This window comes from Cupriavidus sp. GW821-FHT02F09 (assembly GCF_059421605.1).
On record NZ_JBWKVH010000006.1, the window covers coordinates 202,612 to 229,417 of the forward strand.

The 26,806-nt window shown below is 65.8% G+C and carries 20 protein-coding genes; 7 read left to right on the forward strand and 13 right to left on the reverse strand.

The features are described 5' to 3' along the window. Positions 1 to 42: 42 nt before the first annotated feature. The 8 genes from nadC to purN form a co-directional block, all read right to left on the reverse strand. Positions 43 to 939 (reverse strand): carboxylating nicotinate-nucleotide diphosphorylase, encoded by an 897-nt coding sequence (gene nadC, locus AC07XB_RS09845; protein WP_492829019.1) that lies wholly within the window; start codon positions 937 to 939, stop codon positions 43 to 45. Then, on the reverse strand, positions 936 to 2,087 hold the full coding sequence (gene nadA, locus AC07XB_RS09850; protein WP_492373086.1) for a quinolinate synthase NadA: 1,152 nt from the start codon (positions 2,085 to 2,087) through the stop codon (positions 936 to 938). Before nadA ends, nadC begins: the two co-directional genes overlap by 4 nt. Positions 2,088 to 2,256: 169 nt before the next feature. After that, on the reverse strand, positions 2,257 to 3,447 hold the full coding sequence (locus tag AC07XB_RS09855; protein WP_043349288.1) for a DesA family fatty acid desaturase: 1,191 nt from the start codon (positions 3,445 to 3,447) through the stop codon (positions 2,257 to 2,259). Positions 3,448 to 3,844: 397 nt separating this feature from the next. Next, complete coding sequence (locus AC07XB_RS09860) at positions 3,845 to 5,248, reverse strand: mechanosensitive ion channel family protein (protein ID WP_492829021.1); 1,404 nt, start codon at positions 5,246 to 5,248, stop codon at positions 3,845 to 3,847. 169 nt (positions 5,249 to 5,417) lie between these two features. Then, positions 5,418 to 7,130 (reverse strand): serine aminopeptidase domain-containing protein, encoded by a 1,713-nt coding sequence (locus AC07XB_RS09865; RefSeq protein WP_492807931.1) that lies wholly within the window; start codon positions 7,128 to 7,130, stop codon positions 5,418 to 5,420. After that, positions 7,127 to 8,782 carry an amino acid adenylation domain-containing protein gene (locus AC07XB_RS09870; RefSeq protein ID WP_492829023.1) on the reverse strand — a complete coding sequence of 552 codons (1,656 nt, stop codon included), beginning with the start codon at positions 8,780 to 8,782 and terminating at the stop codon, positions 7,127 to 7,129. Before AC07XB_RS09870 ends, AC07XB_RS09865 begins: the two co-directional genes overlap by 4 nt. A 605-nt stretch (positions 8,783 to 9,387) precedes the next feature. Beyond that, on the reverse strand, positions 9,388 to 10,794 hold the full coding sequence (locus AC07XB_RS09875; RefSeq protein WP_043349297.1) for an RsmB/NOP family class I SAM-dependent RNA methyltransferase: 1,407 nt from the start codon (positions 10,792 to 10,794) through the stop codon (positions 9,388 to 9,390). Beyond that, positions 10,791 to 11,447, reverse strand: a complete 657-nt coding sequence (gene purN, locus AC07XB_RS09880; RefSeq protein WP_492373090.1) for a phosphoribosylglycinamide formyltransferase — start codon at positions 11,445 to 11,447, stop codon at positions 10,791 to 10,793. Before purN ends, AC07XB_RS09875 begins: the two co-directional genes overlap by 4 nt. 241 nt (positions 11,448 to 11,688) lie before the next feature. Between purN and AC07XB_RS09885 the strand changes: the two genes are divergently transcribed. Beyond that, positions 11,689 to 12,348 (forward strand): response regulator, encoded by a 660-nt coding sequence (locus AC07XB_RS09885; protein WP_043349302.1) that lies wholly within the window; start codon positions 11,689 to 11,691, stop codon positions 12,346 to 12,348. Positions 12,349 to 12,446: 98 nt separating this feature from the next. Here the strand turns inward: AC07XB_RS09885 and AC07XB_RS09890 are convergent, their stop codons facing one another. Then, entirely contained in the window at positions 12,447 to 14,237 is a 1,791-nt protein-coding gene (locus tag AC07XB_RS09890; RefSeq protein WP_309405990.1) for a hybrid sensor histidine kinase/response regulator, read from the reverse strand. Between the two features lie 188 nt (positions 14,238 to 14,425). On the opposite strand from AC07XB_RS09890, the gene AC07XB_RS09895 reads away from it, so the two are divergent. The 6 genes from AC07XB_RS09895 to dut all read left to right on the forward strand — a co-directional run bounded on the left by AC07XB_RS09895 (position 14,426) and on the right by dut (position 22,108). Continuing rightward, positions 14,426 to 15,433, forward strand: a complete 1,008-nt coding sequence (locus tag AC07XB_RS09895; protein WP_492373091.1) for a bifunctional riboflavin kinase/FAD synthetase — start codon at positions 14,426 to 14,428, stop codon at positions 15,431 to 15,433. A gap of 148 nt (positions 15,434 to 15,581) precedes the next feature. Then, complete coding sequence (ileS, locus tag AC07XB_RS09900) at positions 15,582 to 18,473, forward strand: isoleucine--tRNA ligase (RefSeq protein WP_492829025.1); 2,892 nt, start codon at positions 15,582 to 15,584, stop codon at positions 18,471 to 18,473. Beyond that, positions 18,473 to 19,012, forward strand: a complete 540-nt coding sequence (gene lspA / locus AC07XB_RS09905) for a signal peptidase II (RefSeq protein WP_492829027.1) — start codon at positions 18,473 to 18,475, stop codon at positions 19,010 to 19,012. Before ileS ends, lspA begins: the two co-directional genes overlap by 1 nt. Before the next feature lie 214 nt (positions 19,013 to 19,226). Then, positions 19,227 to 20,423 carry a bifunctional phosphopantothenoylcysteine decarboxylase/phosphopantothenate--cysteine ligase CoaBC gene (gene coaBC / locus AC07XB_RS09910; protein WP_492807937.1) on the forward strand — a complete coding sequence of 399 codons (1,197 nt, stop codon included), beginning with the start codon at positions 19,227 to 19,229 and terminating at the stop codon, positions 20,421 to 20,423. A 45-nt stretch (positions 20,424 to 20,468) separates the two neighbouring features. Then, complete coding sequence (locus AC07XB_RS09915) at positions 20,469 to 21,491, forward strand: LLM class flavin-dependent oxidoreductase (RefSeq protein ID WP_492807939.1); 1,023 nt, start codon at positions 20,469 to 20,471, stop codon at positions 21,489 to 21,491. 116 nt (positions 21,492 to 21,607) lie between these two features. Further along, on the forward strand, positions 21,608 to 22,108 hold the full coding sequence (gene dut / locus AC07XB_RS09920) for a dUTP diphosphatase (protein ID WP_492829029.1): 501 nt from the start codon (positions 21,608 to 21,610) through the stop codon (positions 22,106 to 22,108). A 32-nt stretch (positions 22,109 to 22,140) separates the two neighbouring features. Here dut and AC07XB_RS09925 read toward each other — a convergent pair whose 3' ends face one another. The 4 genes from AC07XB_RS09925 to clpS all read right to left on the reverse strand — a co-directional run bounded on the left by AC07XB_RS09925 (position 22,141) and on the right by clpS (position 26,793). Then, complete coding sequence (locus AC07XB_RS09925) at positions 22,141 to 22,983, reverse strand: VOC family protein (protein WP_492373097.1); 843 nt, start codon at positions 22,981 to 22,983, stop codon at positions 22,141 to 22,143. Positions 22,984 to 23,009: 26 nt separating this feature from the next. After that, a complete protein-coding gene (locus tag AC07XB_RS09930) occupies positions 23,010 to 24,023 on the reverse strand; it encodes a Bug family tripartite tricarboxylate transporter substrate binding protein (RefSeq protein ID WP_492373098.1) in 1,014 nt (337 codons plus the stop codon). Positions 24,024 to 24,175: 152 nt separating this feature from the next. Further along, complete coding sequence (clpA, locus tag AC07XB_RS09935; RefSeq protein ID WP_043349328.1) at positions 24,176 to 26,470, reverse strand: ATP-dependent Clp protease ATP-binding subunit ClpA; 2,295 nt, start codon at positions 26,468 to 26,470, stop codon at positions 24,176 to 24,178. Further along, on the reverse strand, positions 26,467 to 26,793 hold the full coding sequence (clpS, locus tag AC07XB_RS09940; RefSeq protein ID WP_006157525.1) for an ATP-dependent Clp protease adapter ClpS: 327 nt from the start codon (positions 26,791 to 26,793) through the stop codon (positions 26,467 to 26,469). The genes clpA and clpS overlap by 4 nt, the downstream gene beginning before the upstream one ends. Positions 26,794 to 26,806: the final 13 nt, after the last annotated feature.

Here is a 26,806-nt window from a genome sequence, read left to right on the forward strand (position 1 = left end):
CGCGCCCAAGGCGCGCTTTTTTCATGCTCTGACCAACCCCGCTTACTCGATGATGCGCAACGAATAGTCCGTCGCGCGCACATCCTTGGTCAGCGCCCCCACCGAGATCCGGTCTACGCCCGTCTCGGCGAAAGCACGGATCGTATCGGCATTGACCCCGCCCGAGACTTCCAGCAACGCACGCCCGGCATTGATACGCACGGCATCGCGCATCATCGTCTCGGTAAAATTATCGATCAGGATCGATTTCGCGCCAGCCGCCAATGCCTCTTCCAGCTCGGCCAGACTTTCCACCTCGACCTGGACCGACACACCAGCATCCAGCGCGGCCGCTGCCTGCATGGCGGCGGTGATGCTGCCGGCGGCGGCGATGTGGTTTTCCTTGATCAGGATGCCGTCGTACAACGCCAGGCGCTGGTTGTCGCCACCACCGACCCTGACCGCGTACTTCTGCGCCAGGCGCAGGCCCGGCAACGTCTTGCGGGTGTCGAGCACGCGCGCCCGGGTACCGTCGACCAGGTCGGCATAGCGGCGCGTGGCGGTCGCCACGCCGGACAACAACTGCAGGAAATTCAGCGACGGCCGCTCCGCGGTCAGCAGCGAACGAGCCGGACCGGTGATCTCGCAGACCACCGAGTCCGGCGCCATGCGGGTACCCTCGGCCTGCTTCCAGACAACCTGCAGCGTGGGATCGACCGCGCGCATGCACGCCTCGAACCACGGCTGGCCGCACAGCACGGCTTGCTCGCGCACGATCACGCGTGCCCGCGCCGGCTTGCCGGCAGGCACCAGCATGCCGGTCAGGTCGCCGCCGCCGACATCTTCGGCAATGGCGGTGCTGACATTGGCCTGGAGCGCCTCGGCGAGCGCCGGGCCATAGCTGTCGAAGATAGCGTTGACGTTCGAATTCACGGAATTCACATTTGGATTGCTGCTCATGCCGGGCCGATTCCCTTGAACAAGGCCTGCTCGCTGGCCAGGTCGGCCTTGGGCCGTACATTGGCCTTCTGCTGCGCGGCGAAGTCGAGCATGCGGTCGATGCAGGTCACGGCCTGGCGGCCGATATCCGCGTCGACATGGATTTCGTTATGACCCTTCTCCAGCACTTCAGCCAGATTGGTCAGTGCGTTCATCGCCATCCAGGGGCAGTGCGCGCAACTCTTGCAGGTCGCGCTGTTGCCGGCAGTGGGGGCTTCGATGAAATGTTTGTCGGGCGCGGCCAGGCGCATCTTGTGCAGGATGCCGTTGTCGGTCGCGACGATGAACTCGCGCGCGTCCAGTTCCTTTACCGCCGCGATCAGCTGCGAAGTCGAGCCCACCACATCGGCCTGCTCGACCACATTGGCCGGCGACTCCGGATGCACCAGAATCTTGGCATTGGGAAACTCCCGGCGCAGCAGGTCAAGCTCGATGCCCTTGAACTCGTCATGCACCAGGCAGGAACCCTGCCACAAGAGCATGTCGGCGCCGGTCTGCTTCTGGATATAGCCGCCCAGGTGCTTGTCCGGGGCCCACAGGATCTTTTCGCCCCGCGCGTGCAGGTGCTCGACAATCTTCAGGCCAATGCTCGAGGTCACCATCCAGTCGGCGCGCGCCTTCACGGCGGCGCTGGTGTTGGCATAGACCACCACCGTGCGATCGGGATGCGCGTCGCAGAACGCGGCGAACTCGTCGGACGGGCAGCCCAGGTCGAGCGAGCAGGTTGCGTCCAGGTCGGGCATCAGCACGGTCTTTTCCGGGCTGAGAATCTTTGCGGTCTCGCCCATGAAGCGGACCCCCGCCACCACCAGCGTCTTGGCCGGATGATCGCGGCCAAAGCGCGCCATCTCCAGCGAGTCCGACACGCAGCCGCCAGTTTCCTCGGCCAGGTCCTGCAGGTCGGAATCAACGTAATAGTGCGCGACAAGCACCGCATTGCGTTCTTTCAGCAGGGTCTTGATGCGCGCTTTGAGTGCCGTGCGCTCCTGTGCCGACAGCACAGGAGGCACTTTGGCCCAGGCGTGGGCGACACAGCTGCCGCCTTCGGGGGACTCCATCGAGAGGTTCGGCTTTTCGAACTCGACGGCTTTGATCGTTTGGGGGGTCATCTCCGATACTCCTCTTGGACAGCATGCCTCGGAATTCCGCTTGATATCCGCTTGTCGCTGCTGGCCCTGACATTGGGGGAGTTTAGCGAAAACAAAAGCCCCGCCAGAGGCGGGGCTTTTGGGCGATCTAAATTGTATCAGGCCACGCCAGCTCGGGCATCAGCCCGCATCAGGCATAACGGCGCAGGCGCAGCGAGAAATCGTGCAGTGCCTGGATGCCGCTAGCCTCGGCGCGGTGGCACCAGGCCTGCAGCTGCGCCAGCAGCTGTTCGCGCGTCAGGTTGGAGCGGCCCCAGATCGCGGCCAGCTCGCGGCGCATTTCCACGAAGGTATGCAGCGACTTGTTCTGCTCCACGATGCTGGCCAGTTGCTGGCGCTGCGGATCGGCCAGCTTGGCTTCTTCGCGGTGGAACCACTTGCGCGCCGGCTTGAAGCTGCTGTACTCGGCCACGCGGGCTTCCTTCAGCTTTTCCAGCTCCTGCTTGTAGGCGCTCTTGACCGCCTTGGCATAGCGTGCCATCACATCATAGCGATTGGCAATGATGGCTTCCAGCGTGTTGTGGTCAACCGGGCGGGCATCCACCAGGCGCGCCTTCGGCGGGGTCTTCTTGACCTTGGCCAGGCCAACAGCCTGCATGGCGCGGATGTAGCCCCAGCCGATGTCGAACTCGTACCACTTGATCGAGAACTTGGCCGACGTCGGGTAGGTGTGGTGGTTGTTGTGCAGTTCTTCGCCACCGATGATGATGCCCCACGGCGAGACATTGGTCGAAGCGTCCTCGCAATCGTAATTGCGATAGCCCCACCAGTGGCCCAGGCCATTGATGATGCCGGCGGCGTGGATCGGGATCCACAGCATCTGCACGGCCCACACGCTCAGGCCGATCACGCCGAACAGGGCGACGTCGATGATCAGCATCAGGCCAACGCCTTGCCAGCCAAAGCGCGAGTAGACATTGCGCTCGACCCAGTCGTCAGGCGTGCCATGACCGAACTTGGTGATGGTTTCCTTGTTCTTGGACTCGGCGCGATACAGCTCCGCGCCTTCCAGCAGCACCTTGCGGATGCCGCGGGTCTGCGGGCTGTGGGGATCGTCTTCGGTCTCGCACTTGGCGTGGTGCTTGCGGTGAATGGCAGTCCACTCTTTGGTGACCATGCCGGTGGTCAGCCACAGCCAGCCACGGAAGAAATGCGAAACGATAGGGTGCAGGTCCAGCGACCGGTGCGCCATGCAGCGGTGCAGGTAGATGGTTACGCCCGCAATGGTGATGTGCGTCACCACGAGGGTGTAGATCACAATCTCCCACCAGGACCAGTTGGCGAGGCCGTTAGCGGCCCAGTCAAGAATAGTGTCGAACAAACTGTTCTCCGTCGATTAAACAGGGGCATTCAGTGCGGCGCGACAGGGCGAGCCGCAAACAAGGTGCAGAAAAAGGACTGCAAATTCAATGATTGCGTCATACGGCGCCTGCCTGAACCCCGGCATTCGCCGGAGCCCCAAGGCACGCGCGCCTGGCGCCACGGGCAAAACTGCTGCCTGCCGGCGGACTGGACACGAGCCGCTGCAATCTGGCGGCTGTCTGGTGTGGGGCGGGAGGTCGAACAAACTCACCCGAACGAAACACGCCTTTCGAATGAACCCGCAACTACCCTGGATTCTACCGGAACCGCATCGCACGGACATCCGCTTTTTCCCTCAGTTTGACGCTAAGCAACACGGATTGTTCCATAAGGTGGCCTAAACGCCCCGTGAACGCTCAGGACACCGAACCACCGGGGACGCCCGGCAAATCGATACGCGCCTCTTGCACCTCTTTCAAGAGGCCACCATGGCCGTCGAATTCCACTTTCCCCAGCACCCGCACCTCTCGCTGCGGATACGGGATCGAGATGCCATGCTCTTTGAACTTCCGCCATATCGCCCGGTTCATCGCCGATTGCACGCCCAGCTTACCATTCTGGGGATCGGCGATATAGCCCGCAAGCTCGTATTCGATGCCATTGTCGCCGAACAACACCAGAAATGCCGACGGGCCCGGCTGCGCCATCAGACGCGGGATATCTTGGGCGGCCTCAACCAGCAAGGCGAGCACCGTTTCGGGATCTGCCGCGTAATCGGCCTGTACACGTGTCGCCACGCGCACATGGGTATTGGAGAACGAATGGTTCTGCACCGCCTGCGCCACCAGTTGCTCGTTCGGCACCAGGGTTTCGCCATCGCCGTTGCGCACCACGGTGTACCGCGTCCGGATCTGCGAAACGATCCCCGTGTACTTGTCGACGGTGATCTGGTCGCCCAGCTTGACCGAGCGGTCCAGCAGGATGATGAATCCGGAGATGTAGTTGCTGGCAATCTTTTGCAAGCCCAGCCCCAGGCCAACGCCCAGCGCGCCTCCGAACACCGACAGCACGGTAAGATCGATGCCGACCAGCGACAGGCTCAGCAACAGGGACACGAGCAGCAGCAGCGCCTTGGAAATCCGGCTCAGAACCACCTTCAGGTTGCTGTCCAGCCCGGTCGAGCGCATCAGGCGCTCTTCCAGCCATGAGCCGAACCACATCGCCACCAGCACGGTGACCAGGATCCAGACGATGGCCACCAGCGTGTCCGCCAGGCTGATCTTCTGCTTGCCGCCCAGCGAAAAGCGGACGTCGTCCATCCATTGCACCACATCCCACAGCAAACCCAGCACATAAAGCGCCATCGCCGCCCAAACCAGGGTCGTCAGCACTTTTTCGACCAGTAGCAGCATGCCCTGCAACTGGCCATTGCCCGACATAACCCGGCGCAGGATGTAGAAGGCGAAATACAGGAAGGTAATGCCCGAAAGGGGTACCAATGCGAGCCGTAGCACGCTGATGGACATCATCGGCTCCAGCCCGAAGCGCGCACCCATCACCAGCAGCCAGCCGAACAACGGGAACATGGCGCGTTCCAGGCTGGCGGCGGCGAAACGCAGGGAGAAGCTGGATCCGGCGTAGCGGGCTTCGAGGCGCTTGACGATCAACCTGGCCAATGGCCAGGCCACCGCCAGGCAAGCGGCAAGCACCGCCAACTGCCAGATGAAGCCAGGGCCACCCGCGTCGCGGATCAGATCATCGAGCATCTTGCCAAAGGCCGGATGCGCAACATGGAGTTCGTTCAGGGAAATGGGGTTCATGCTCTGCCGTGGCTGGCAGGGTCCATCCGGTCAGGATCGGCGGCCCCTGGCAAGGTAAGCGGGACACTGCATGACGTTTCTGCATGCCCCGCGGCCAAAAAGTCAGCCATTCTAGCCGCCCTGCTCCGCACGGCGCAGGATTGGCGCCGGGCTTGCCGGGCAAGCGGGCCTATACGCCGAGGCCGAGCACGGTCAGCCGCAGGTCCGCCCCGGGATGCAAGGGGCCGCATAGCAGGTCGACGCAATAGTCGATCACCCGCGCCCGCCCAGGCGGGTTCAGCATGCCGTGGTCCAGGCCATCGATGGTCTCGATCTGTAACTGCGAGAAGCCGGCGAGGCCGGCCAGCGTCGGCCCGAAGAACCGCGCCAGTTCGAAAGGCCCGGGATCGTCCGGGCCGAACAGCAGGCGCAGGGCCGTGCCGCGTGCGTCGAGCGACTGGAGCAAGCCCTCGATCTCCCGCTGCTCGTGCACGGCAGGCTTGGGCAGGACCGATGCCGCGTTGATGCCAGGCACGCCCTCTTCTGCCGTGGGTGCGCTGCGGCCATGGATCAGCCACCGGGGCCGGGTGAAGGTCTCCCGGCGCAACAAGCGCTGCAGGTTGACCAGCACGGCGCCCACCAGGCCCGGGTGCGCGCCAGCGGCGTGCAGACTCACATTGGCGCCGTAGCTCACGCCGAAGGCCACCACCTCGCGATGACCGTGGGCAAGCAGCCAGTCGCAAGCGGCGACGGCATCGCGGTACCCCTCCGGATCGGCCGGCACCCCGGCGATGGCCTGCGCGCCAACGGAAGCATCCCCGATGCCCCGCACATCGATGCGAAACGAGGCAACACCGCGTGCCGCCAGCCGGCGCGCCAGCATGACCCCGCAACGGCCAGCACCGACGTGATGCGTGCCGCCGGAGTTGTTGATCAGCACAGCCGGCCGCTCGATGCGCGGCCCGAGCGGCTCGCACAACATGCCGAACAGGCCCTGGCCAAAGCGCACCGGCATTTCCACCCACTCGCCGGCGCGCAGGCACGAAGCAGTCCCTGCCGCCATCGCGCGGCCGCCCGGGGCTGGCTCGCCAACTGGCGCCGCTGACCCCAGATCGGCAATCCAGCCGGCCACCTCCGCGAAGGTCGCATCCGGTGGCGTGCCATGCAACGGATCCTGCAGCCAGTCGATCAGGTCAGGGAAAGGCACCACCCGCACCTGCGCGCCCAGCGTGCCGTAGTGGCGCGCCAGCGGGGCCATCTGAGGCTCACCGCCCGCGATCAGGATTTGCGGGGCGGGGGCGCAAGGCGCATTGAGCAGGTCGATGCCGCCAAGGCCATCGATCGCGGCATCGGTGAAATGGATGCCCAGGATGTCCATGCCCGATTGCTGGCCAGCACCAGGCGCCGGCCCCGGCTCCGGCTCCACAGCGCGGCAAGCAAGCGAGCGCCAGGTCTGCGCGATCATCTTCATCTCCCGCACCAGCATCCTGCCGCTCGCCACGGGCGCAAGCAGCACCAGCGCATCGACGCGCCGCCCGGCCACGCCGCGCCCGGCGGCCAGTGCCGCCAGCGAGGCGCCCCCGCGCACGCCCAGCAGCACGAGTTCCCGGGCACCGGACAAGCGCCTGAGCAACTTGCCAGCGGCATCGATCCCGGCAAGCCAGGCGTCGACACAGGACGCACCCGGCACGTCGGCATGTTCGAGGTCGGCGGAGTCACCGGTGCCGGGATAGTCGAACCTGAGCACGGACACGCCCTGGGCCGCGAGCCGCTCCGCCAGCCGCGCCAGGCCGGCATGCGTCCACAGGGCTTCATGCCCGATCGCATTGCACAGCAGCACCGCGCGCTGACCCTGGGCCGGGTGGTACCAGCCAAAACATCCGTCGAAATGCAGCGGCGTCATGGCGCAAACGCCTTGCGGCTCGCCTGCCGTGCGCCCCCAGCACCAACGGCCAGGTACTCGCAGCGCGCCTGCAACTGGCCGCGATCGATCTTGCCGTTCACGTTCACGGGAAGGCCCTCGAGGCAGACAATGCGATCCGGCTGCGCGTAGACCGGCAGGCTCTGCCTGCACGCCTGCCGGATCCGCGCCATGCGCGCACCGAGTTCGCCCAGCGAGGCGTCGCCCGATGCCTGCACAAAGGCGACCAGCCCCATCGGCTTGCCGGCGCTATCCAGTGGCCACGCCAGCACGGCGCACTGCGCGCTGCCGCTGGCAGCCTGCACCACCTGCTCGATCTCCTGCAATTCCACGCGGTTGCCGCGAATCTTCACCTGCATGTCGATGCGGCCGTGATAGAGCAAGCCGTCGGGGGATTCGGCCACAGCATCGCCGGTGCGGTACCAACGGCTGCACGCCCGCTCGGGATAGGCGCGGGTAAAGAAGCGCTGCGCGTCGAGCGGGTTGGCACCGAGATAGCCCTTGGCAAGCTGCGCGCCGCCGATCAGCAGTTCACCCTGCGCGCCGGGCGGCACCGGCGCAAGCGCATCGTCGACGACCATCAGCTCGACGCCAGGATATGGCTTTCCGAGCGGCACCGCAGGGTGCGACGCATCGGCAAGAAACGCATCGCTCAGCTCGAAGGTGAGCATGATCACCGTCGCCTCGGTGGGTCCATACCCGTTGACGATGCGGGTGTTCGGCGCCGCCCGCGACCACGCCCGCGCCAGCGTCTTGGGCAAGGCCTCGCCCCCCATCAAGGTCATTCGTACGCTGGGAAACGCGCAGGGCGTGAGCTTGCGAAACTGCTGCATCAGCGCCAGCACGGAGGGCACGCTGGCCCAATGGGTAATCCTGTGCTCCTGGATAAAACCGGCCAGGTAAAGCGGGTCTTGGAGCGCGGGCACATAAAGGCAGCCCCCGTTTGCCCAGCAGACGTGCATGTCGTGCACCGAGAAATCGAAGGTGAGATCGGCGAACTGGCTGAAGCGCGCACCGGGCTCGCATGGAAAGCGCTGCATCTGGGCGCTGACATAAGCCACGGCGCTGGCATGCGGGATCATCACGCCCTTGGGCGGCCCGCTGGTGCCGGAGGTGAAGATCAGGTAGGCAAGGTCGTCTCCCGAGACGACGGCAAGCTGGCCAGGCGGGTCATGCACGAAAGGCGCGGGCGGCAGCGGGGCGAAGCGCGCGCTGCCGCCCGGACATCCGGTTGCCGGCAACGACTCCGGATCCAGCATGACGATGTGCAAATCCGGGGGCAACAACGGCATCAACGCCTCAAGCTGCGGTGCGCATGCACGATCGACCAGCATCACCCGCGCGCCCGAGCGCCCGACGATGGCGGCGTTGCGTGCCGACGGGAATCTGGGGTGCAACGGCACATAGGCCATGCCCGCCGCAAGCACGCCGAGCAGGCCGGCGTACGCTGAGACGCTGCGGTGCGCAAACAGGACGCAGTTGCGGCTCCCGCCCCCTGCATACGCCGCCAGCGCACCACTCACGCAGCACGCGCGTGCGCGCAGTTGCTCGTAAGTGTAAAAGCGTCCGTCGACCCACAAGGCGTGGTCGCCGGGCTGCCGTGCAGCCGTATCGAAGAAGAATGAATGCAACATCCCGCCTCCCAACCGAGCGCGCCGCCCCCGTTGCGGGACCGGCGCGTTCTGAAACCCCGCCCGAAAGTTGTGCCGGCGCCGACCCACCCTGCACGGTCGCGCGCCGTTGTACTTGCCTGGCGCACGTTGTCTTGCCAACTTAGGCTGCATTGCCCAACAAGACAAGTTGCACTGCCTTAAATGTATTGAACTTAAGATCTTTTTCCATTCGTGCGAATGGGGGATGCGAATGGAGGCGGACTGCGCTCTACGATGGCGGCCTTCACGTAGCCGGGAGCGGGTATGCGCCGGCCAGCCTCGCGCTTGCAGCATGCATGGCCGGTTTCCCCGCGCCGACGCGCGCCACAAAGGATGAGGAGCCGCCCAGAAGGCTTAGTCCATCAAGACCTGCGTATCGACACACACCGGACACACTGGCGGCGTGCGTGCAGGCAGAGCGGCGCAGGCGCATTGCGTGACGGCAGGGGCTCGTGGATGGAAAAAGAAAGGGAGAAAGAGATAACGGGAAAGGCGGCTGGGGCCGAACGGCCCCGGCGCGAAAAAGCCGCCAGTCGGCCGGCACCACGGGGATGCTTCCCCGGCGCAGCCGCCTGACGGATCCGGCGTTAGCTGACGCGCTCCAGCACGGCGGCGAAGAAGCCGTCGGTCTGGTGCAGGTGCGGGTAAAGCGCCAGCATCTCGGCATCTTCCGGCAAGCCGGGCACCGTGATCTTTTGCTCGGCCAGCACTTGTGCGGCGGGCACCAGGCGGAAGGCCGGGTGCGAGGCCAGGAAACCGCGCACGATGCCTTCGTTCTCGGCCTCCAGCACGCTGCAGGTTGCGTAGACCACGCGTCCGCCCACCTTCACCAAGCGTGCGGCGGATTCGAGAATGGCCGCCTGCTTGACGGTCAGCTCCAGCACCGATTGCGGCGACTGGCGCCACTTCAGGTCCGGATTGCGCCGCAGCGTGCCCAGGCCGCTGCAAGGCGCATCCACCAGCACGCGGTCGATCTTGCCAGCCAGGCGCTTGATCTTGGCGTCGTGCTCGGAGTCGATCAGCACGGGGTGCACGTTGGACAACCCGCTGCGCGCCAGGCGCGGCTTGAGGTTGGACAGGCGCTTCTCGGACACGTCGAATGCGTAGAGGCGGCCGGTGGAGCGCATCAGCGCACCCAGGGCGAGCGTCTTGCCGCCCGCGCCCGCGCAGAAATCGACCACCATCTCGCCGCGCTTGGGCGCGACCAGGTTGCACAGCAGCTGGCTGCCTTCATCCTGCACTTCGACCAGGCCGTTGACGAACAGCGGCAGCTGGTTGAGCGCCGGCTTGCCGGCCAGGCGGATGCCGGACGGCGCCATCGGCGTCAACTCGGCCTTCAGCCCCGCGGCGGTCAGTTCGGCCAGCGCGGCCTCCTGCGTGGTCTTGACCAGGTTGGCGCGCAGGTCCAGCGGCGCCGGGCGCAGCCAGGCATCGCCCAGCGCTTCGACAAAGGCTTCGTCGTGGCGCGCGGCCAGTTGGTCGAACAGCCATTCGGGCAGGTTGGCGCGCACGCGCGGCGCCAGGCTGGAGCGCTCGATCGTGGTCAGGCGATCGAGCCATTCGCCCTCTTCCGGCAGCAAGAACGGCGTCAGTACGTCGCGGCCCAGCGTGGCGGCCAGGCCCAGCAGAGCCAGGCGGCGCTGCGAAGCACCCGTGCCGCTGGCGGCGAACTGCGCAAACTCCACGCGGCGGCGCAGCACGGCAAACACGGCTTCGGCGATGATGCCGCGCTCGCGATGGCCCAGCTTGGGGTTTTCGCGGAAGTAGTAGCTCACCACCACGTCGGACGGGCGCGTGAACATCAGCACCTTGCCCAGCAGGCGGTCGATATGCTGGATATGGACGGCATGCAGCCCGCCATGCGGCCCGCGGCCTTGCTGCGGGGCCTGGCCGTCGTTCGCATCGCGCGAGCGCGACAGGCGGATGGGCGTGCCCTTGTGGTCTTTGTTCTTGTTGCGGACGGGCTGGCGGGCCCCTGCGGTATTGCGGCTCATGACTGCACCTCCGTAGCGGCAGCAAAGGCCGTAAACAGCTGGGATTCGGGTGGTTCGACCCGGACTACGCCGGCATGCACTTGCAGCCGGTCTTCGACAAACCAGCGCACAGCGCGCGGGTAGATAACGTGTTCGCACGGCAACAGGCGCGTGGCCAGGCTCTCGGGCGTGTCGTCCGGCAGCACGTCAAGCGCAGCCTGGACGATAACCGGGCCGTGATCGAGCTCGGGCGTGACGAAATGCACGCTGGCGCCGTGGACCTTGACGCCGGCCTCAATGGCTTGCCGGTGCGTATGCAGCCCCGGAAAGCACGGCAGCAGCGACGGATGGATATTCAGCATGCGCCCGGCGTACTTGTCGACGAAGCCCGGCGTCAGGATGCGCATGAAACCGGCCAGGACCACCAGGTCCGGCGCGAAAGCGTCGATGGCAGCGGCGAGCGCGGCGTCAAAAGTGGCGCGATCATCATATAGCGTGTGGTCCACCACGCCGGTAGCCACGCCGTGGTCGGCGGCAAATTTCAGACCTTCGGCGTCTGGCCGGTTGGACAAGACCGCCGCTACGCGCGCCGGCCAGCCTTCGGCGGCGCAGGCGCTGACGATGGCTTCCATGTTGGAGCCTCGCCCGGAAATCAGGATAACGATATTTTTCATCGCGCAATTCTACCAAGCCGGGGCCAGTACACGACCAAAGCGAGCGCATTAGGCACTTAAAACACGCGAAACCCTCGCCGCAGCGCCATTTCGCATGGCCTATACGCAACGTGAACTCGCGTCCGATGGATTGTGACGCCTCGCCCGCTCTGCTAGAGTGGCTGCTATCGTCCACGCGCAGTCCGTTAACACGGCTTCAAGTGACAACAAGGACGAACTGGGAAATTAGACGGGAAATCGCATGTCGAACGCTGCACCGACCTTGTTGGTGGTCGATGATCATCCTATGGCCTTGTCTGGCACTACCGCGTTTTTGGCGGAAGTGATGCCCGACGTTGCCGTCCATGCTGCCGGAAGCGCCAAAGAAGCGTTGAATACCTTGCAGCAAGGACTCAGGCCTGACATCGTGCTGCTGGATATCTGGCTGACCGATGGTACCGGCTTCGACGCCATGCAGGCGCTCAAGACACTGGTACCTTCCGCTCGCTTTATTTTTATGTCGGCCGAGGCCACGCCTGAAATCGTGGGCCGCGCGCGCGCGCTCGCCGCCTGTGGCTTCGTCGGCAAGCACCTGGACGCCAACGCATTCACCGCCGCCGTGCGCAAGGTGCTGGCAGGCGACACCTCCTTCCCGTCGGACGAAGCGCTCAATGGCCGTGCTCAATCCTTCGGGCCGGCGCACGGCATTCCGGTCACGCCGGCGGAACTTGGCCTGACCCCGCGCCAGGGCTCGGTGCTGGCGCTGGTGCTGGAGGGCCTGCCCAACAAGGTCATCGCGCGGCGGCTCGGCCTGACGGAAAACACCGTCAAGGAACACGTCTCGGCCATCCTGCAGCGGCTCGGCGTGCGCACCCGCATGCAGGTCATGTCGCGCATGGAGCGATTCCGCCTGCGCCAGTAACGCGCGCTGGCGACGCCAGCTGCTCACTCTGATTGGGCAGGCGGCAAAAAAATGGGCCAGCGCGTCATGCGCCGGCCCATTTTTTATGCCTTCGCCGCTCAGGCGGGCCGCAGCCAGCGCCGCAGCAACAGTCTCAGTGCAGCCGGGTCGACCGGCTTGGGCAGCACGAAGTAGCCTGCCTCCTCGGCAGCTGCCAGCGCGGCGGATTTCAGGTCGCCCGACAAGAGCGCGCTGCGCGCCTGCGGCTGCGTGTTCTGCCAGCGCTCCAGCAGGTCCAGTCCGTTTTCGCTGCCAGGCAGGCGCAGGTCGCAGAAGATGATGTCCGGCTTGAGTCCCTGGAGGAACAGGCGGTCGGCATCCGCACCGTGCGCGGCGCAGGCAACCTGGATGCCCCACGCCTCCATTAGCGCAATCCATGCCTTGCGGATCTGGGTGTCGTCGTCGACCACCAGCACGGTGCCGCGCAGGTGGTCGGGCTTGGCATCCTCGGCCTGCGCGTTGGCCCGCACGGTACGGATGGTCGCCACGGTCTCGGCCGCCACCGGCGCCAGCGAGAACCAGAACACCGATCCCCGGCCGGGCACGGAGCGCACGCCGTAGGTACCGCGCATCAGCCGCACGCATTCCTTGAAGATCGCCAGCCCGAGCCCCAGGCCCTGGGACGGGTCGCGCTGCGGGTTGTGCACCTGGTAATACGGCGAGAAGATGTCCGGAAGATGCTCGGGCGTAATCCCGGCTCCGGTGTCCCACACCTCCACGCGGATATGCTTGCGGCGCTCGCGCGCGGTCACCAGCACGCCGCCGCGCCGGGTATAGCGCAGGGCGTTCTGCACAAGGTTGAACAGCGCGCGGCGCAGCAGCACCGGCTCAGCCATGGCGTACAGCTCTTCGGGCACGCGCGGGGTCAGGGTCAGGCCGCTTTCTCGCGCGTCGGCGGCGAATTGGCTCATGACCTCGCTGATCAGGTGGCTGAGCTCGCACGGCTCCAGCGTGGGCAGCACCTTGCGGCCCTCGAGCTTGGACAGGTCCAGCAGCGAGCGGAACAGCAGGTCGATGGTCTGGGTGCCGGCGGCCACCTGCTCCACCAGCGGATGGAGCGAGGATGATTTGTTGCGGGCGCGCAGCGCCTCCACCAGCATCACCAGCGCGTGCACCGGCTGGCGCAGGTCATGGCTTGCGGCGGCCAGGAAGCGCGACTTTTCCTCGCTGGCATGCAGCGCCCTCTCCTTCTCCTCCTGGAATTGCTTGGCCAGCCTGCGGCTGTCGCTTTCCAGCTGGATGGCCCGCACCAGCGTGCGCTGCAGGTTCAGCGCATGGCGCGTGAGCATGATGGCGTAGACCACCAGCAGCAATTGCACATAAGTGCCATGGCCCGGGAAAGCGTACTCGGCCAGCAGGATATTGGGTACCAGGATCGGGATACCGGCGTAGACCAGGTTGGAGGGCACCGGCGACTGCGCGGTAACGCCGCCCGCCAGCACGCCAAGCGCCAGCAGGTACAGCACGCTGGAAAAGACGGTGGAGCCGGTATAGAGATGCAGCAGCGCGGAGCTGCCCCAGGTCAGGCCGGTCAGGAAGGCCATCGCGCGCATATTGGCCCACCATTTGCGCGTGTGCGCCGAACGGCTCATGGTGGCGCAATCGCGCAGGTAGCCGAAGTAGAACCAGCTGGTGGCCGCGGTCAACACCAGCATGACGCCGCACCAGCCCACCAGGGCACTATGGTCGGCGGCCGACCAGAAGGCGATCGCGGTCAAAGCCGGAAGCACCACCGAGGCGACGATGGCGGTGGGGGAGACGCGATGGATGGTCGCCAGCAGCTTGGCCCGCGTTTCGGTATCGAGCGGAGGCCCTGGCGGCGGCAGGATTCGGTTTAGCAGCGCGTTCAAAGGAGGGCTGGGGGGCAGCGAGTGCGATCCGCCGTATCATGCCGCCTTTTGGGGCGCAACGCCACGGCGATGGGTCGATCCGTGCACAAAAACGCCAGTCCGGGCATGCCGGCCACCGCCGCCAGGCCAAACTTGTCCACCATTCGCCTTATAATGCTCGCTTTACCCAAACGCTTGTTGCCGTCCTCGTGAAAGTCTTCCGTGGCCTGCCCAACGCCGAAAGCCGGGCGCCTTGCGCCCTCACCATCGGCAATTTTGACGGTGTGCACCGCGGCCACCAGTCGCTGCTCGCCCGCGCGCGCGCTGCGGCGGATGCACGCGGGCTACCGCTATGCGTGATGACATTCGAGCCGCATCCGCGCGAATTCTTCACGCCGGAAAAGGCGCCAACGCGCATTGCGCTGCTGCGCGACAAGCTGGAAAGCCTGCGCCGCAATGGTGTCGACCGTGTCGTCGTCGAGCACTTCAATGCACACTTCGCCGCGCAGTCCCCGCAAGCATTCGTCGAAAACGTGCTCTGGCATGGCCTGCACACGCGCTGGCTGCTGGTCGGCGACGACTTCCGCTTTGGTGCCAGGCGCGCCGGCGATTTCGCCTATCTGCAACAGGCCGGCGCACAATTCGGCTTCGACGTGGAGCAGATGGGCTCGGTCTCCGAAGGCGGCGTGCGCATCTCCAGCTCCGCCGTGCGGCAGGCGCTGGGCGATGGTGATCTCGAACACGCGCGCCGCCTGCTTGGCCATGGCTATGCCATCAGCGGGCATGTGGTGCACGGCCGCAAGCTCGGGCGCGACCTGGGCTTCCCCACCATCAACCTGCGTATTTCCCACAAGCGGCCGGCAGTCAGCGGCATCTTCGTGGTGCAGGTACACGGGCTGGCGGAGCACGCCATACCGGGCGTGGCCAGCATCGGCGTGCGCCCGACCATCGAAGATGCCGGCCGGGTGCTGCTGGAAGTGCACCTGTTCGACTTCAGTCAGAACGTCTACGGCAAGCTGGTGCGGGTCGAGTTCATGAAGAAGCTGCGCGACGAAGCCCGTTTCGATGGCCTGGAGGCGCTGACCGCCGCCATTGCCAAGGACAGCGCGGACGCGCGCGCCTTCTTCGGCCTGACCGTGCCTGGCTCGCCCGAGGGCACGCCCCCGGCCGCGGGCAGCCGTGACTTCGCCACCTCCGCCACCGACCGAATTAGCTAGCGCCCCGTTCCCGCGCGGCGGGACCCGGGTCGCTACCCCAACCCGAAGCCAGCCCGCGGCACCCTCCGCAGCCGGTCCACGCCGTACCGCGCGCCCGCACCCAGCCGAGCTAGTGCCGCGCGCCAACCGAATTGCCCCGAGAATCGACATGTCCAACGACAAACGCGCCAAGCCCGAAAAAAGCAAGTACCCGGTCAACCTGCTCGAGACGCCCTTCCCGATGCGCGGCGACCTGCCCAAGCGCGAGCCGCTGTGGGTCAAGCAATGGCAGGACAAGCAGCTCTATAAGAAGATCCGGGCCGCTCGCAAGGGCGCCAAGAAGTTCATCCTGCACGACGGCCCCCCGTACGCCAACGGTGACATCCACATCGGCCATGCGGTCAACAAGGTCCTCAAGGACATGATCGTCAAGGCGCGCGGCCTGACCGGGCTGGACGCCGTCTATGTGCCGGGCTGGGACTGCCACGGCATGCCGATCGAGATCCAGATCGAAAAGCAGTTCGGCAAGGGCCTGCCGGTGCAGGAAGTGCAATCGCGCGCCCGAACCTATGCCACCGAGCAGATCGCCCGCCAGAAGCTGGACTTCGAGCGCCTGGGCGTGCTGGGTGACTGGGAACATCCCTACCTGACCATGAACTACAGCAACGAAGCCGACGAGCTGCGCGCGCTGAGCAAAATCATGGAAAAGGGCTACGTGTTCCGCGGCCTGAAGCCAGTGAACTGGTGCTTCGACTGCGGCTCGGCGCTGGCCGAGGCCGAGGTCGAGTACAAGGACAAGACCGATCTGTCCATCGACGTGGGCTTCCCCTTCGCCGAAACCGACAAGCTGGCCCATGTCTTCAAGCTGCCGGCCGAGCAGCTCGCCGCCAAGCCGGGCTGGGTCGTGATCTGGACCACCACGCCGTGGACCATCCCGTCCAACCAGGCGCTGAACATGCATCCGGAAGTCGAGTACGCGCTGGTCGATACCGCGCGCGGCTTCCTGATCCTGGCCACCGAGCGCGTCGAAGAGCAGCTCAAGGTCTACGAGCTGGAAGGCAAGGTGCTGGCCACCACCACCGGCGCAGCGCTGTCGGAGATCCGCTTCCACCACCCGCTGTCCAAGATGGACGCGGGCTACGACCGCCTGTCGCCGATCTACCTGGGCGACTACGTCACCACCGATACCGGCACCGGCATCGTGCACTCGGCGCCGGCCTACGGCGTGGAAGATTTCCAGTCGTGCAAGGCGCACGGCATGAACGACAAGGACATCATCAGCCCGGTCATGGGCGACGGCGTCTATGCCAGTACGCTGCCGCTGTTCGGCGGCCAGAAGATCTGGGACGCCAACCCCAAGATCGTCGAAGTGCTGAAGGCCTCGGGCAACCTGTTCAATTCGCACAAGTACACCCATAGCTACATGCACTGCTGGCGCCACAAGACCCCGATCATCTACCGCGCCACCTCGCAGTGGTTCGCGGGCATGGACGTGGATCCGGTCAATGAGGACGGCACCAACGGCCCGACCCTGCGCGAAACGGCGCTGGCCGGCATCGAGGCAACCGAGTTCTACCCGGCGTGGGGCAAGCAGCGCCTGCACAACATGATCGCCAACCGGCCCGACTGGACCCTGTCGCGCCAGCGCCAGTGGGGCGTGCCGATGGCCTTCTTCCTGCACAAGGAAACCGGCGCACTGCACCCGCGCACGCCGGAGCTGCTCGAGGCAATCGCCAAGCGCGTGGAAGTGCACGGCATCGAGGCCTGGCAGACGCTCGACCCCAAGGAACTACTGGGCGAAGAAGCCGCCATGTACGAGAAGAACCGCGACACGCTCGACGTCTGGTTCGACTCCGGCACCACGCACTGGACCGTGATCCGCGGCTCCCACCGCGAAGACCTGTACGACGCATCGGCCGACCTGCCCGACGGCCGCCTGGCTGACCTGTACCTGGAAGGCTCGGACCAGCATCGCGGCTGGTTCCATTCGTCGCTGCTGACCGCCTCGATGCTGTATGGCAAGCCGCCCTACAAGGCGCTGCTGACCCACGGCTTCACGGTGGACGGCGAAGGCCGCAAGATGTCGAAGTCGGTCGGCAACACGGTGTCGCCGCAGGACGTGTCGAACAAGATGGGCGCCGAGATCATCCGCCTGTGGGTGGCCTCGACCGACTACTCCGGCGAGCTGTCGATCTCCGACGAAATCCTGAAGCGCGTGGTGGAAGGCTATCGCCGCATCCGCAACACACTGCGCTTCCTGCTGGCCAACCTGGCCGACTACGACCACGCGCAGCACGCGCTGCCGGCGTCGGAATGGCTGGAAATCGACCGCTACGCCGTCGCCCTGACCGGGCGCCTGCAACAGGAAATCCTGTCGCACTACGACGGCTACGAGTTCCACCCGGTGGTCGCCAAGCTGCAGACCTTCTGCTCGGAAGACCTGGGCGGCTTCTACCTGGACGTGCTGAAGGACCGCCTCTACACCACCGCGGCCAACTCGAAGGAACGCCGCGCCGCGCAGAACGCCGTGTACCACATCACCCAGGCGATGCTGCACTGGATGGCACCGTTCCTGTCGTTCACGGCGGAGGAGGCCTGGCAGATCTTCGGCCATGGCACCGAGCACACCGACACCATCTTCACCAGCACCTACTACGACGTGCCGGCGATCGACCAGGCCGACGACCTGCTGCAGAAGTGGCATGTGATCCGCGAAGCCCGCGCCGAAGTCACCAAGCAGCTCGAAGCGGTGCGCGTGGACGGCGAGATCGGTTCCTCGCTGCAAGCCGAAGTCACCATCCAGGCCGGTGGCCCCGTGCTGGCCGCGCTGCAGAGCCTGTCCGACGACCTGCGCTTCGTGCTGCTGACCTCCGCCGCCAAGGTAGCCCCGGCGCCGGAAGCCGGCGACCTGCTGGTCACCGTGACGCCGTCGGTGCACGCCAAGTGCGAGCGCTGCTGGCACTACCGTGCCGACGTCGGCCGCGACCCGGCCCACCCCACCCTTTGCGGCCGCTGTGACAGCAACCTGTTCGGCGCCGGTGAACACAGGAGCCACGCCTGATGGCCGCCACCACCACGCGCACCGCGCGCGGCACCAAGCGCGCCAGCAGCAAGGGCACCAAGGGCAGCAACACCACCCCGCTACTGTGGATGGCGTTCGCCCTGCTGGTGATCGTGCTGGACCAGTTCTTCAAGATCGTCATCGTGCGGACCTTCGCCTATGGCGAATCCCGTCCGGTGACGCGCTTCTTCAACTTGGTGCTGGTCTATAACAAGGGCGCCGCCTTCAGCTTCCTGGCGGATGCCGGCGGCTGGCAGCGCTGGTTCTTCACCGGCCTTGGCGTGGTGGTGGGGCTGTTCATCGTCTGGATGCTGTACCGCCATACCGGCCAACGCCTGTTCTGCTTCGCGATCTCGCTGATCCTTGGCGGCGCCATCGGCAATGTGGTGGACCGCGTGGTGTACGGCCATGTGGTCGACTTCCTCGACTTCTATGTGCGCAACTACCACTGGCCGGCCTTCAACGTGGCGGACTGCGCCATCACGGTGGGCGCTGTGCTGCTGATCGTGGACGAACTGCGCCGCGTTCGCCGGCACTGAGGCCACAACGGCACGCCAACCGCGCCCGCATCATGCGGGCGTTTTTCATGGTGCTGCCTGACTGGCAGGATGGCGGCGCGCAAGGCGCACCGGCAGCACCGCCAACGCGCGCGCGGGCAAGCCGGTATTATTGACGTTTCTCCGGCACGGGGGGCGGCAAGCGCTGCCGCCTGCCGCGACAACCGGACAACCACTTCAAGCGAAGAGCATATCCATGGATCTGCGAGGCAAGCATCTCGTCCTTGGCCTGACCGGCGGCATCGCCTGCTATAAATCGGCCGAACTGGTCCGGCTGCTGACCAAGGCCGGCGCCACCGTGCAGGTGGTCATGACCGAAGGCGCCACCCAGTTCATCACGCCGGTGACCATGCAGGCACTCTCCGGGCGCACGGTCTTCACCTCCCAATGGGACGCGCGCGTGGGCAACAACATGGCCCATATCGATCTCTCGCGCGAAGCCGACGCCATCTTGGTCGCGCCCGCCTCCACCGACTTCCTCGCCAAGCTGACGCACGGCCTGTGCGACGACCTGCTGACCACCCTGTGCATCGCCCGCAACTGTCCGTTGCTGGTGGCACCGGCGATGAACCTGCAGATGTGGCAGGCCCCCGCCACCCAGCGCAACGCCGCGCAGTTGCGCAAGGACGGCGTAACCCTACTGGGCCCCGGCAGCGGCGACCAGGCGTGCGGCGAAGTCGGTGACGGCCGCATGCTGGAACCATCGGAATTGCTTGCCGACATCATCGCGTTCTTCCAGCCCAAGCCGCTGGCCGGGCGGCGCGTGGTCATCACGGCCGGGCCTACGTTTGAAGCCATCGACCCGGTGCGCGGCATTACCAACCGTTCCTCTGGCAAGATGGGCTTTGCCATCGCGCGCGCGGCCCGCGAGGCCGGCGCCGACGTAGTGCTGGTGGCCGGCCCGACGGGCCAGCCCACGCCGCGCGGCGTGGCCCGCACCGACGTGGAAAGCGCGCAGCAGATGCACGATGCGGTGATGGCGGGCTTGCCAGGCGCCGATGTGTTTATCGCGGTTGCGGCCGTGGCCGACTGGCGGCCCGCCGAAGTCGCCAGCCAGAAGCTGAAGAAGGCCAACGATAGCGACACGCCGACGCTGCACTTCGTGCAGAACCCCGACATCCTCGCTGCCGTGGCCGCAAAGCCGAACGCGCCCTATTGCGTGGGCTTTGCCGCCGAGAGCGAAAACCTCGAGCAATATGGCGAGCAAAAACGCCAGCGCAAGAACGTGCCGCTGCTGGTGGGCAATATCGGCCACCACACTTTCGGCATGGACGACAACGAGATCGTGCTGTTCGATGCCCAAGGCATGACCCGCCTGCCGCGCGCCGACAAGCTGACGCTGGCGCGCGACCTGGTCGCGGCCATCGCCCAGCGCCTGCCCGCGCGCCGTTGAATCCGCGCGCCCAGCCCCCGAACATCACCCGGCCCGACCCTCGACATGTCCGCAAGCAAACCCAAACTGCGCCTCTCGGTGCTCGACCAAAGCCCGGTCATCGCCGGCCATAACGCGCGCGATGCGCTGGCCGCCACCGTGGAGCTGGCGCAGGCCGCCGACGCGCTGGGCTACACCCGCTACTGGTGCGCCGAGCACCACGGGCTGCGCGGCGTGTGCAATCCGGCGCCGGAAGTCATGCTGGCGCGCCTGGGCAGCGTAACCAAGCGCATCCGGCTGGGCTCGGGCGGCGTCATGCTGCCTTACTACAGCCCCTTCAAGGTGGCGGAGCAGTTCCGCATGCTGGAGGCCCTGTTCCCGGGCCGCATCGATCTTGGCGTGGGGCGCGCGCCGGGCGGCGACATGCGGACCGCGCAGGCGGTGGCCATGGGCCAGTACAACCGGGGCGACCAGTTCGAGGAGCAGGTGCGGGACCTGTCCTGGCTGTTCCGTGGCGAGATGCCGCCCGGCCATATCGCCGAGGGCGTGGTGCTGCAGCCCGAGATCGATACGCGGCCGCAGCTGTGGGTGCTGGGATCCAGCGACTTCGGCGGCGCCCTGGCGGCGCGCCTGGGGCTGCGCTTTGCCTTTGCCCACTTTATCAATCCGCATGCGGGACACGCTGTCGCGCAGCAGTACCGCCGCGATTTCGAAGCGGGCTATGACGCGCAGCCTTATAGCGCGGCGGCGATCTTCGTGATCTGTGCCGACACCGAGGCCGAGGCGGCGGAGCTGGAGCGTGCCGTGGACCTGCGCCGGCTGCAGATGGCCTATGGCGTCAACGCGCCGATACCCTCGCTCGCGCAGGCCGCGCAGCACGAGCTCAGCGAGCGCGACCGGCTGATCGTCGAGCGCGAGCGCCCCCGCACCATCTGCGGCACGCCTGAGCAGGTGGCGCAGCGCATGCTGGCCCTGCGCGAGCGCTTCCTTGCCGACGAACTGGTGGTGCTGAGCGTGGCCGCCAGCTACGCGGCGCGGCTGCGCACCTACGAACTGCTGGCGCAGGCGTTCGACCTTTCGGGCGACTAAGGGCGACTAAGGGCGACTAAGGGCCACTAAGGGAGGCCAGGGGCGGCTAGGGGGCGACCAAGCTCGGCTATCATCTCGGGTTGCCAACGTTTTAGTATTCCCGGGACCGACCAGCCATGACATTCGAAGCCAACCCCACCGTCGAAATCAAGGTGCTTGACGCACGCCTGCATGAATGGGGCCTGCCGGCTTACCAGAGCGATATGGCGGCGGCGATCGACCTGCACGCCTGCCTGGACGCCGCGCTCACCATCGAGCCGGGCACGCCGGCGCAACTGGTGCCTGCCGGCATCTCCGTGCATATGGGCAACCCCTACATGGCGGCCACCATCGCGCCGCGCTCGGGCCTGGGCCACAAGAAAGGCCTGGTGCTGGGCAACTCGATCGGCGTGATCGACGCCGACTACCAGGGCCCGATCATGGTGAGCGTGTGGAACCGCAATGCGCCCGGCACCGAGCCGATCGTGATCCAGCCGGGCGAGCGCATCGCGCAGATGATGTTCGTGCCGGTGCTGCGGCCCGTGTTCAAGACCGTGGAAGTGTTCTCCGAAGACACGGTACGGGGCGCGGGCGGCTTCGGCTCAACCGGCGTGAATCACGCCAAGAGCGGCGGCTAAGCGGGAAAGACGGCGCGCTCGACGCTACTACGTTAGCGCGCCTGCTCGAACAGCAGCGCCACGCCGCCGGCCAGAGAAGCAGGAATCAGGCTCTCATCGGGCCCCAGGTCGAGCGCCCCGACGCGCGCCTCGCGCCAGCCGCGGCGGGCCGCGGCCAGGTCGCTGGTACGCAGGCGGATGGCGGCGTACCCCGGCACGGCGCGGCGCACATGCTCGGTGCCGGTCGCGGCGGCAAGCGCCTGCGGCGTGGTCACCACCAGCGTGGCGCCATCCAGCGCCAGGCTGCAGATGTGATCGCTCAGTTGCGTCATCTCGCCGCCGGTCAGTTCGGCGTACGCACGCCCGGCAGCCTCCACCAGGGACGGCGCCACCACCAGGAACATCGTAGCGATGCCCACGGCACCGTTGGCATGCGTGGTCCATTCCGGACGCCACAGCAGCTGCGGCGTGCGGTGTTCGCAGATGAAAAAGCGCGCGCCCGGCGCATCGTCGATTGCGGCAACGCGGAAGGTCGCGGGATGCTCCGTGCCATCGTCCAGCCGCACCGGCCGCGAGAACTCGATCGGGTCCGAAGTGTGCCAGCCGCCACCGCGCAACTGTGCCGCGGCGGTGAAGGTATCGCTGCTCTTGCAGGACAGCCCGGCGCAGCCGCCCCCGGCCTCCTGCGCATCCCAGTAATACTGCCGCGTCGGGCTTGGCGCGGTGACATGCAGCAGCTCAAGATAGTCGCGCGTCAGCATGACGCAATGGTTCTGCGAGCCGAGCGTGTGGTAACCGCGCGGCGTCAGCGTGAAGCCAAACCCGCGCCAGGCTTGCGCCGCAGCGTCAAGGTCGGGACACACCATCACGGCGTGGTCTAGCGGTTCCATCGTCATCGCACCCTCTCGCTTCAATTCTCGCTTCAATCGAACTGGATATTGGCCTTGCGCGCCACCGCCTGCCATTTGTCGTGCTCGTGGCGCACCAGGCTGGCCAGCTCGGTGGGGCTGCCGCCCACGATCTCGAAGCCCTGCATGGCCAGCGCATCCACCACGCGTTGCTGCCGCAACGACTGAACCAGGGCATCGTGCAGGCGCGCCACGGTCGGCTCCGGCAACCCGGCCGGGCCAAACACGCCGATCCATGAATAGGCCTCGAAACCGCGATAGCCTTGCTCGGCCACGGTTGGCAACTGCGGGAACTGGCGCAGGCGGGTGGTACCGGTCACGCCAAGCAGCTTGATCGTCTTGGCAGCCACATGCGCCTGCACCGCCGCATAACTGGAAAAAAATACATCGACTTCATTGGACAGAACAGCCTGCACCGCCGGGCCGCCACCTTTGTACGGCACGTGGAGAAAGCGCACGCCGGCCTCGGTCGCCAGCGCCTCGGCGGCGAGCTGGTTAAGGCTGCCGATGCCGGAAGACGCGTAGTGGATGCTCTCCGGCTTCTGCCGCGCCATGGCGACCAACTCCTTCACGTTGGACGCGGGCAACGACGGGTTGGCCGCGATCACCAGCGGAAAACGCACCAGTTGCGAGATCGGCGTGAAGTCGCGGAAGGTATCGTAGGGCAGGTTCTTGTACGCAAACGGGTTGATGGCATGGGTGTCGAACGCCATCAACAGCGTGCTGCCGTCAGGCTTGGCCCGGGCCACGGTACTCGAAGCAATCAGGCCACCGGCGCCGGGCTTGTTGTCGATCACCACCGTCTGGCCGAGCCCGCTCTTCAGGCCGGGCTGCAGCTGGCGTGCGACGATATCGACGCTGCCTCCGGGAGGAAACGGCAACACCATGGCGATCGGACGACCGGACGCGCCTGTCGTGGCCTCGCCACCCAAGGCAGCCAGGCCAGGCACGGGAATCAGGGGCATCGCGCCAAATGGCAACGATTTGAGCAGCAGGCGGCGCAGCCGCGAGCGTTGGGATTGGGACATCGGGTACTCAGACGGATGGCGGGCACACAGCTGCGGTGCGCAGCCGCACCCGGCCAAAACAAAAAGGGCGGCATCGCTGCCGCCCTGTATTTTGCCCGAGGATAGCACGAATTGCAGGCAAGGTCCGCTCTGCCTGCCCTTCGCGCTTTGTCCTAGACTTCCGCTTTCTCGTTTTCCGGCGCTTCCGGCGGTTCTGCGGCAGCCTCGGCAAAGTCCAGCTTGATCTGGTCCTGCTCGTCGAGATCCACCACCACCCGGCCACCGGACACCAGCTTGCCGAACAGGAGTTCGTCAGCCAGCGCCTTGCGGATCAGGTCCTGGATCAGGCGCTGCATCGGCCGCGCGCCCATTAGCGGGTCGAAACCCTTCTTGGCGAGGAACTTGCGCAGGTGGTCGCTGAAGCTGGCTTCCACCTTCTTCTCGTGAAGCTGCTCCTCAAGCTGCATCAGGAACTTGTCGACCACGCGGAGGATGATTTCCTCGTCAAGCGAACGGAAGCTGATGATGGCATCCAGCCGGTTGCGGAACTCCGGCGTGAACATGCGCTTGATGTCGACCATCTCGTCGCCCTGCTCGCGCGAGGACGTGAAGCCGATGGTGGCGCGGTTCATGGTTTCCGCTCCCGCGTTGGTGGTCATGATGATGATCACGTTGCGGAAGTCGGCGCGGCGGCCATTGTTATCGGTCAGCGCGCCATGATCCATCACCTGCAGCAGGATATTGAAGATATCCGGATGCGCCTTCTCGATTTCGTCCAGCAGCAGCACGCAGTGCGGCTTCTTGGTGACGGCCTCGGTCAGCAGGCCGCCCTGGTCAAAGCCCACATATCCCGGCGGCGCGCCAATCAGCCGGCTCACCGCGTGGCGTTCCATGTATTCGGACATGTCGAAGCGCAGCAGCTCGATGCCCATGATGAAGGCAAGCTGCTTGGCCACTTCGGTCTTGCCCACCCCGGTCGGGCCGGAGAACAGGAAGGAGCCGATCGGCTTGTCCGTCTTGCCAAGGCCCGCGCGCGACATCTTGATGGCCGAAGCCAGCGCCTCGATGGCCGGTTCCTGGCCGAACACCACCGATTTCAGGTCGCGATCCAGGGTCTGCAGCTTGCTGCGGTCATCCTGGTTGACGCTCTGCGGCGGGATGCGCGCGATGCGCGAAACGATGTCTTCGATCTCGCCCTTGCCGATGGTCTTTTTCTGCTTGGACTTGGGCAGGATGCGCTGGGCTGCACCGGCCTCATCGATCACATCGATGGCCTTGTCCGGCAGGTGGCGGTCGGTGATGAAGCGCGCCGACAACTCGGCCGCCGCAGTCAGCGCCGCTGCCGCGTACTTGACGCCATGGTGCTCTTCGAAGCGCGACTTCAGGCCGCGCAGGATCTGCACGGTCTGGTCGACCGACGGCTCCACCACGTCGATCTTCTGGAAACGGCGCGACAGGGCCGCGTCCTTCTCGAAGATGCCTCGGTACTCGGTGAAGGTGGTCGCGCCGATGCACTTGAGCTGGCCTGACGACAGTGCCGGCTTGAGCAGGTTGCTGGCGTCCAGCGTCCCGCCCGAAGCGGCGCCCGCGCCGATCAGCGTGTGGATCTCGTCGATGAACAGGATCGCGTTCGGATTGTCCTTGAGCGACTTGAGCACGCCCTTGAGGCGCTGCTCGAAGTCCCCGCGGTACTTGGTGCCGGCCAGCAGGGCGCCCATGTCGAGCGAGTACACGACTGCCTTTTCAAGGATGTCGGGCACTTCGTTCTTGGTGATGCGCCAAGCCAGGCCTTCGGCGATCGCGGTCTTGCCGACACCCGCCTCGCCCACTAGCAGCGGGTTGTTCTTGCGCCGGCGGCACAGCACCTGGACCACCCGCTCGACTTCGCTCTCGCGGCCGATCAGCGGATCGATCTTGCCGGCCTTGGCCAGCGTGTTCAGGTTCTGGGTGAACTGCTCGAGCGGGCTCTCCTTGCCATCACCGCCTTCGCCCTCGGCCGTGCCGTCGCCATGCTTGGCGGGCTCGGCCTGGTCCTTGCGGATGCCATGGCTGATGAAATTGACCACATCCAGCCGGGTCACGCCCTGCTGCTGGAGGTAGTACACCGCGTGCGAGTCCTTCTCGCCAAAGATCGCCACCAGGACATTGGCCCCGGTCACTTCCTTCTTGCCGTTGGAAGTGGACTGGACATGCATGATGGCGCGCTGGATGACGCGCTGGAAGCCCAGCGTAGGCTGGGTATCCACCTCGTCGGTACCAGGCACCACGGGCGTGTTGTCCGCGATGAAGTTCTTCAGACTGGTGCGCAAATCCTCAATATTGGCTGCGCAGGCGCGCAAGACTTCCGCTGCCGTGGGGTTGTCAAGCAACGCCAGTAGCAGGTGCTCCACGGTTATAAACTCGTGGCGTGCCTGCCGGGCTTCAACAAACGCCATGTGCAGGCTGACTTCCAATTCTTGCGCAATCATGCTTCCTCCATCACGCACTGCAACGGATGACCCGCCTGCCGTGCGTGGGTTGACACCAGCTCGACCTTCGTTGCCGCGATATCCCTGGTATAGATGCCGCAGACCCCCTTACCCTCCCGGTGGACGGTCAACATGATCTGCGTTGCCGTCTCCCGGTCCCTGCTGAAATACTGCTGCAGGATCATCACGACGAACTCCATCGGGGTGAAGTCGTCATTCAGCAGCAACACCTTGTACATGGCGGGTGGTTTGAGCGCCTGCTCTTTCCGCTCCAGTACGGTGCCTGCTTCGCGTTGTGGGACATTTGCCAGCCGTGTAGCCATGGCTTTATTCTAA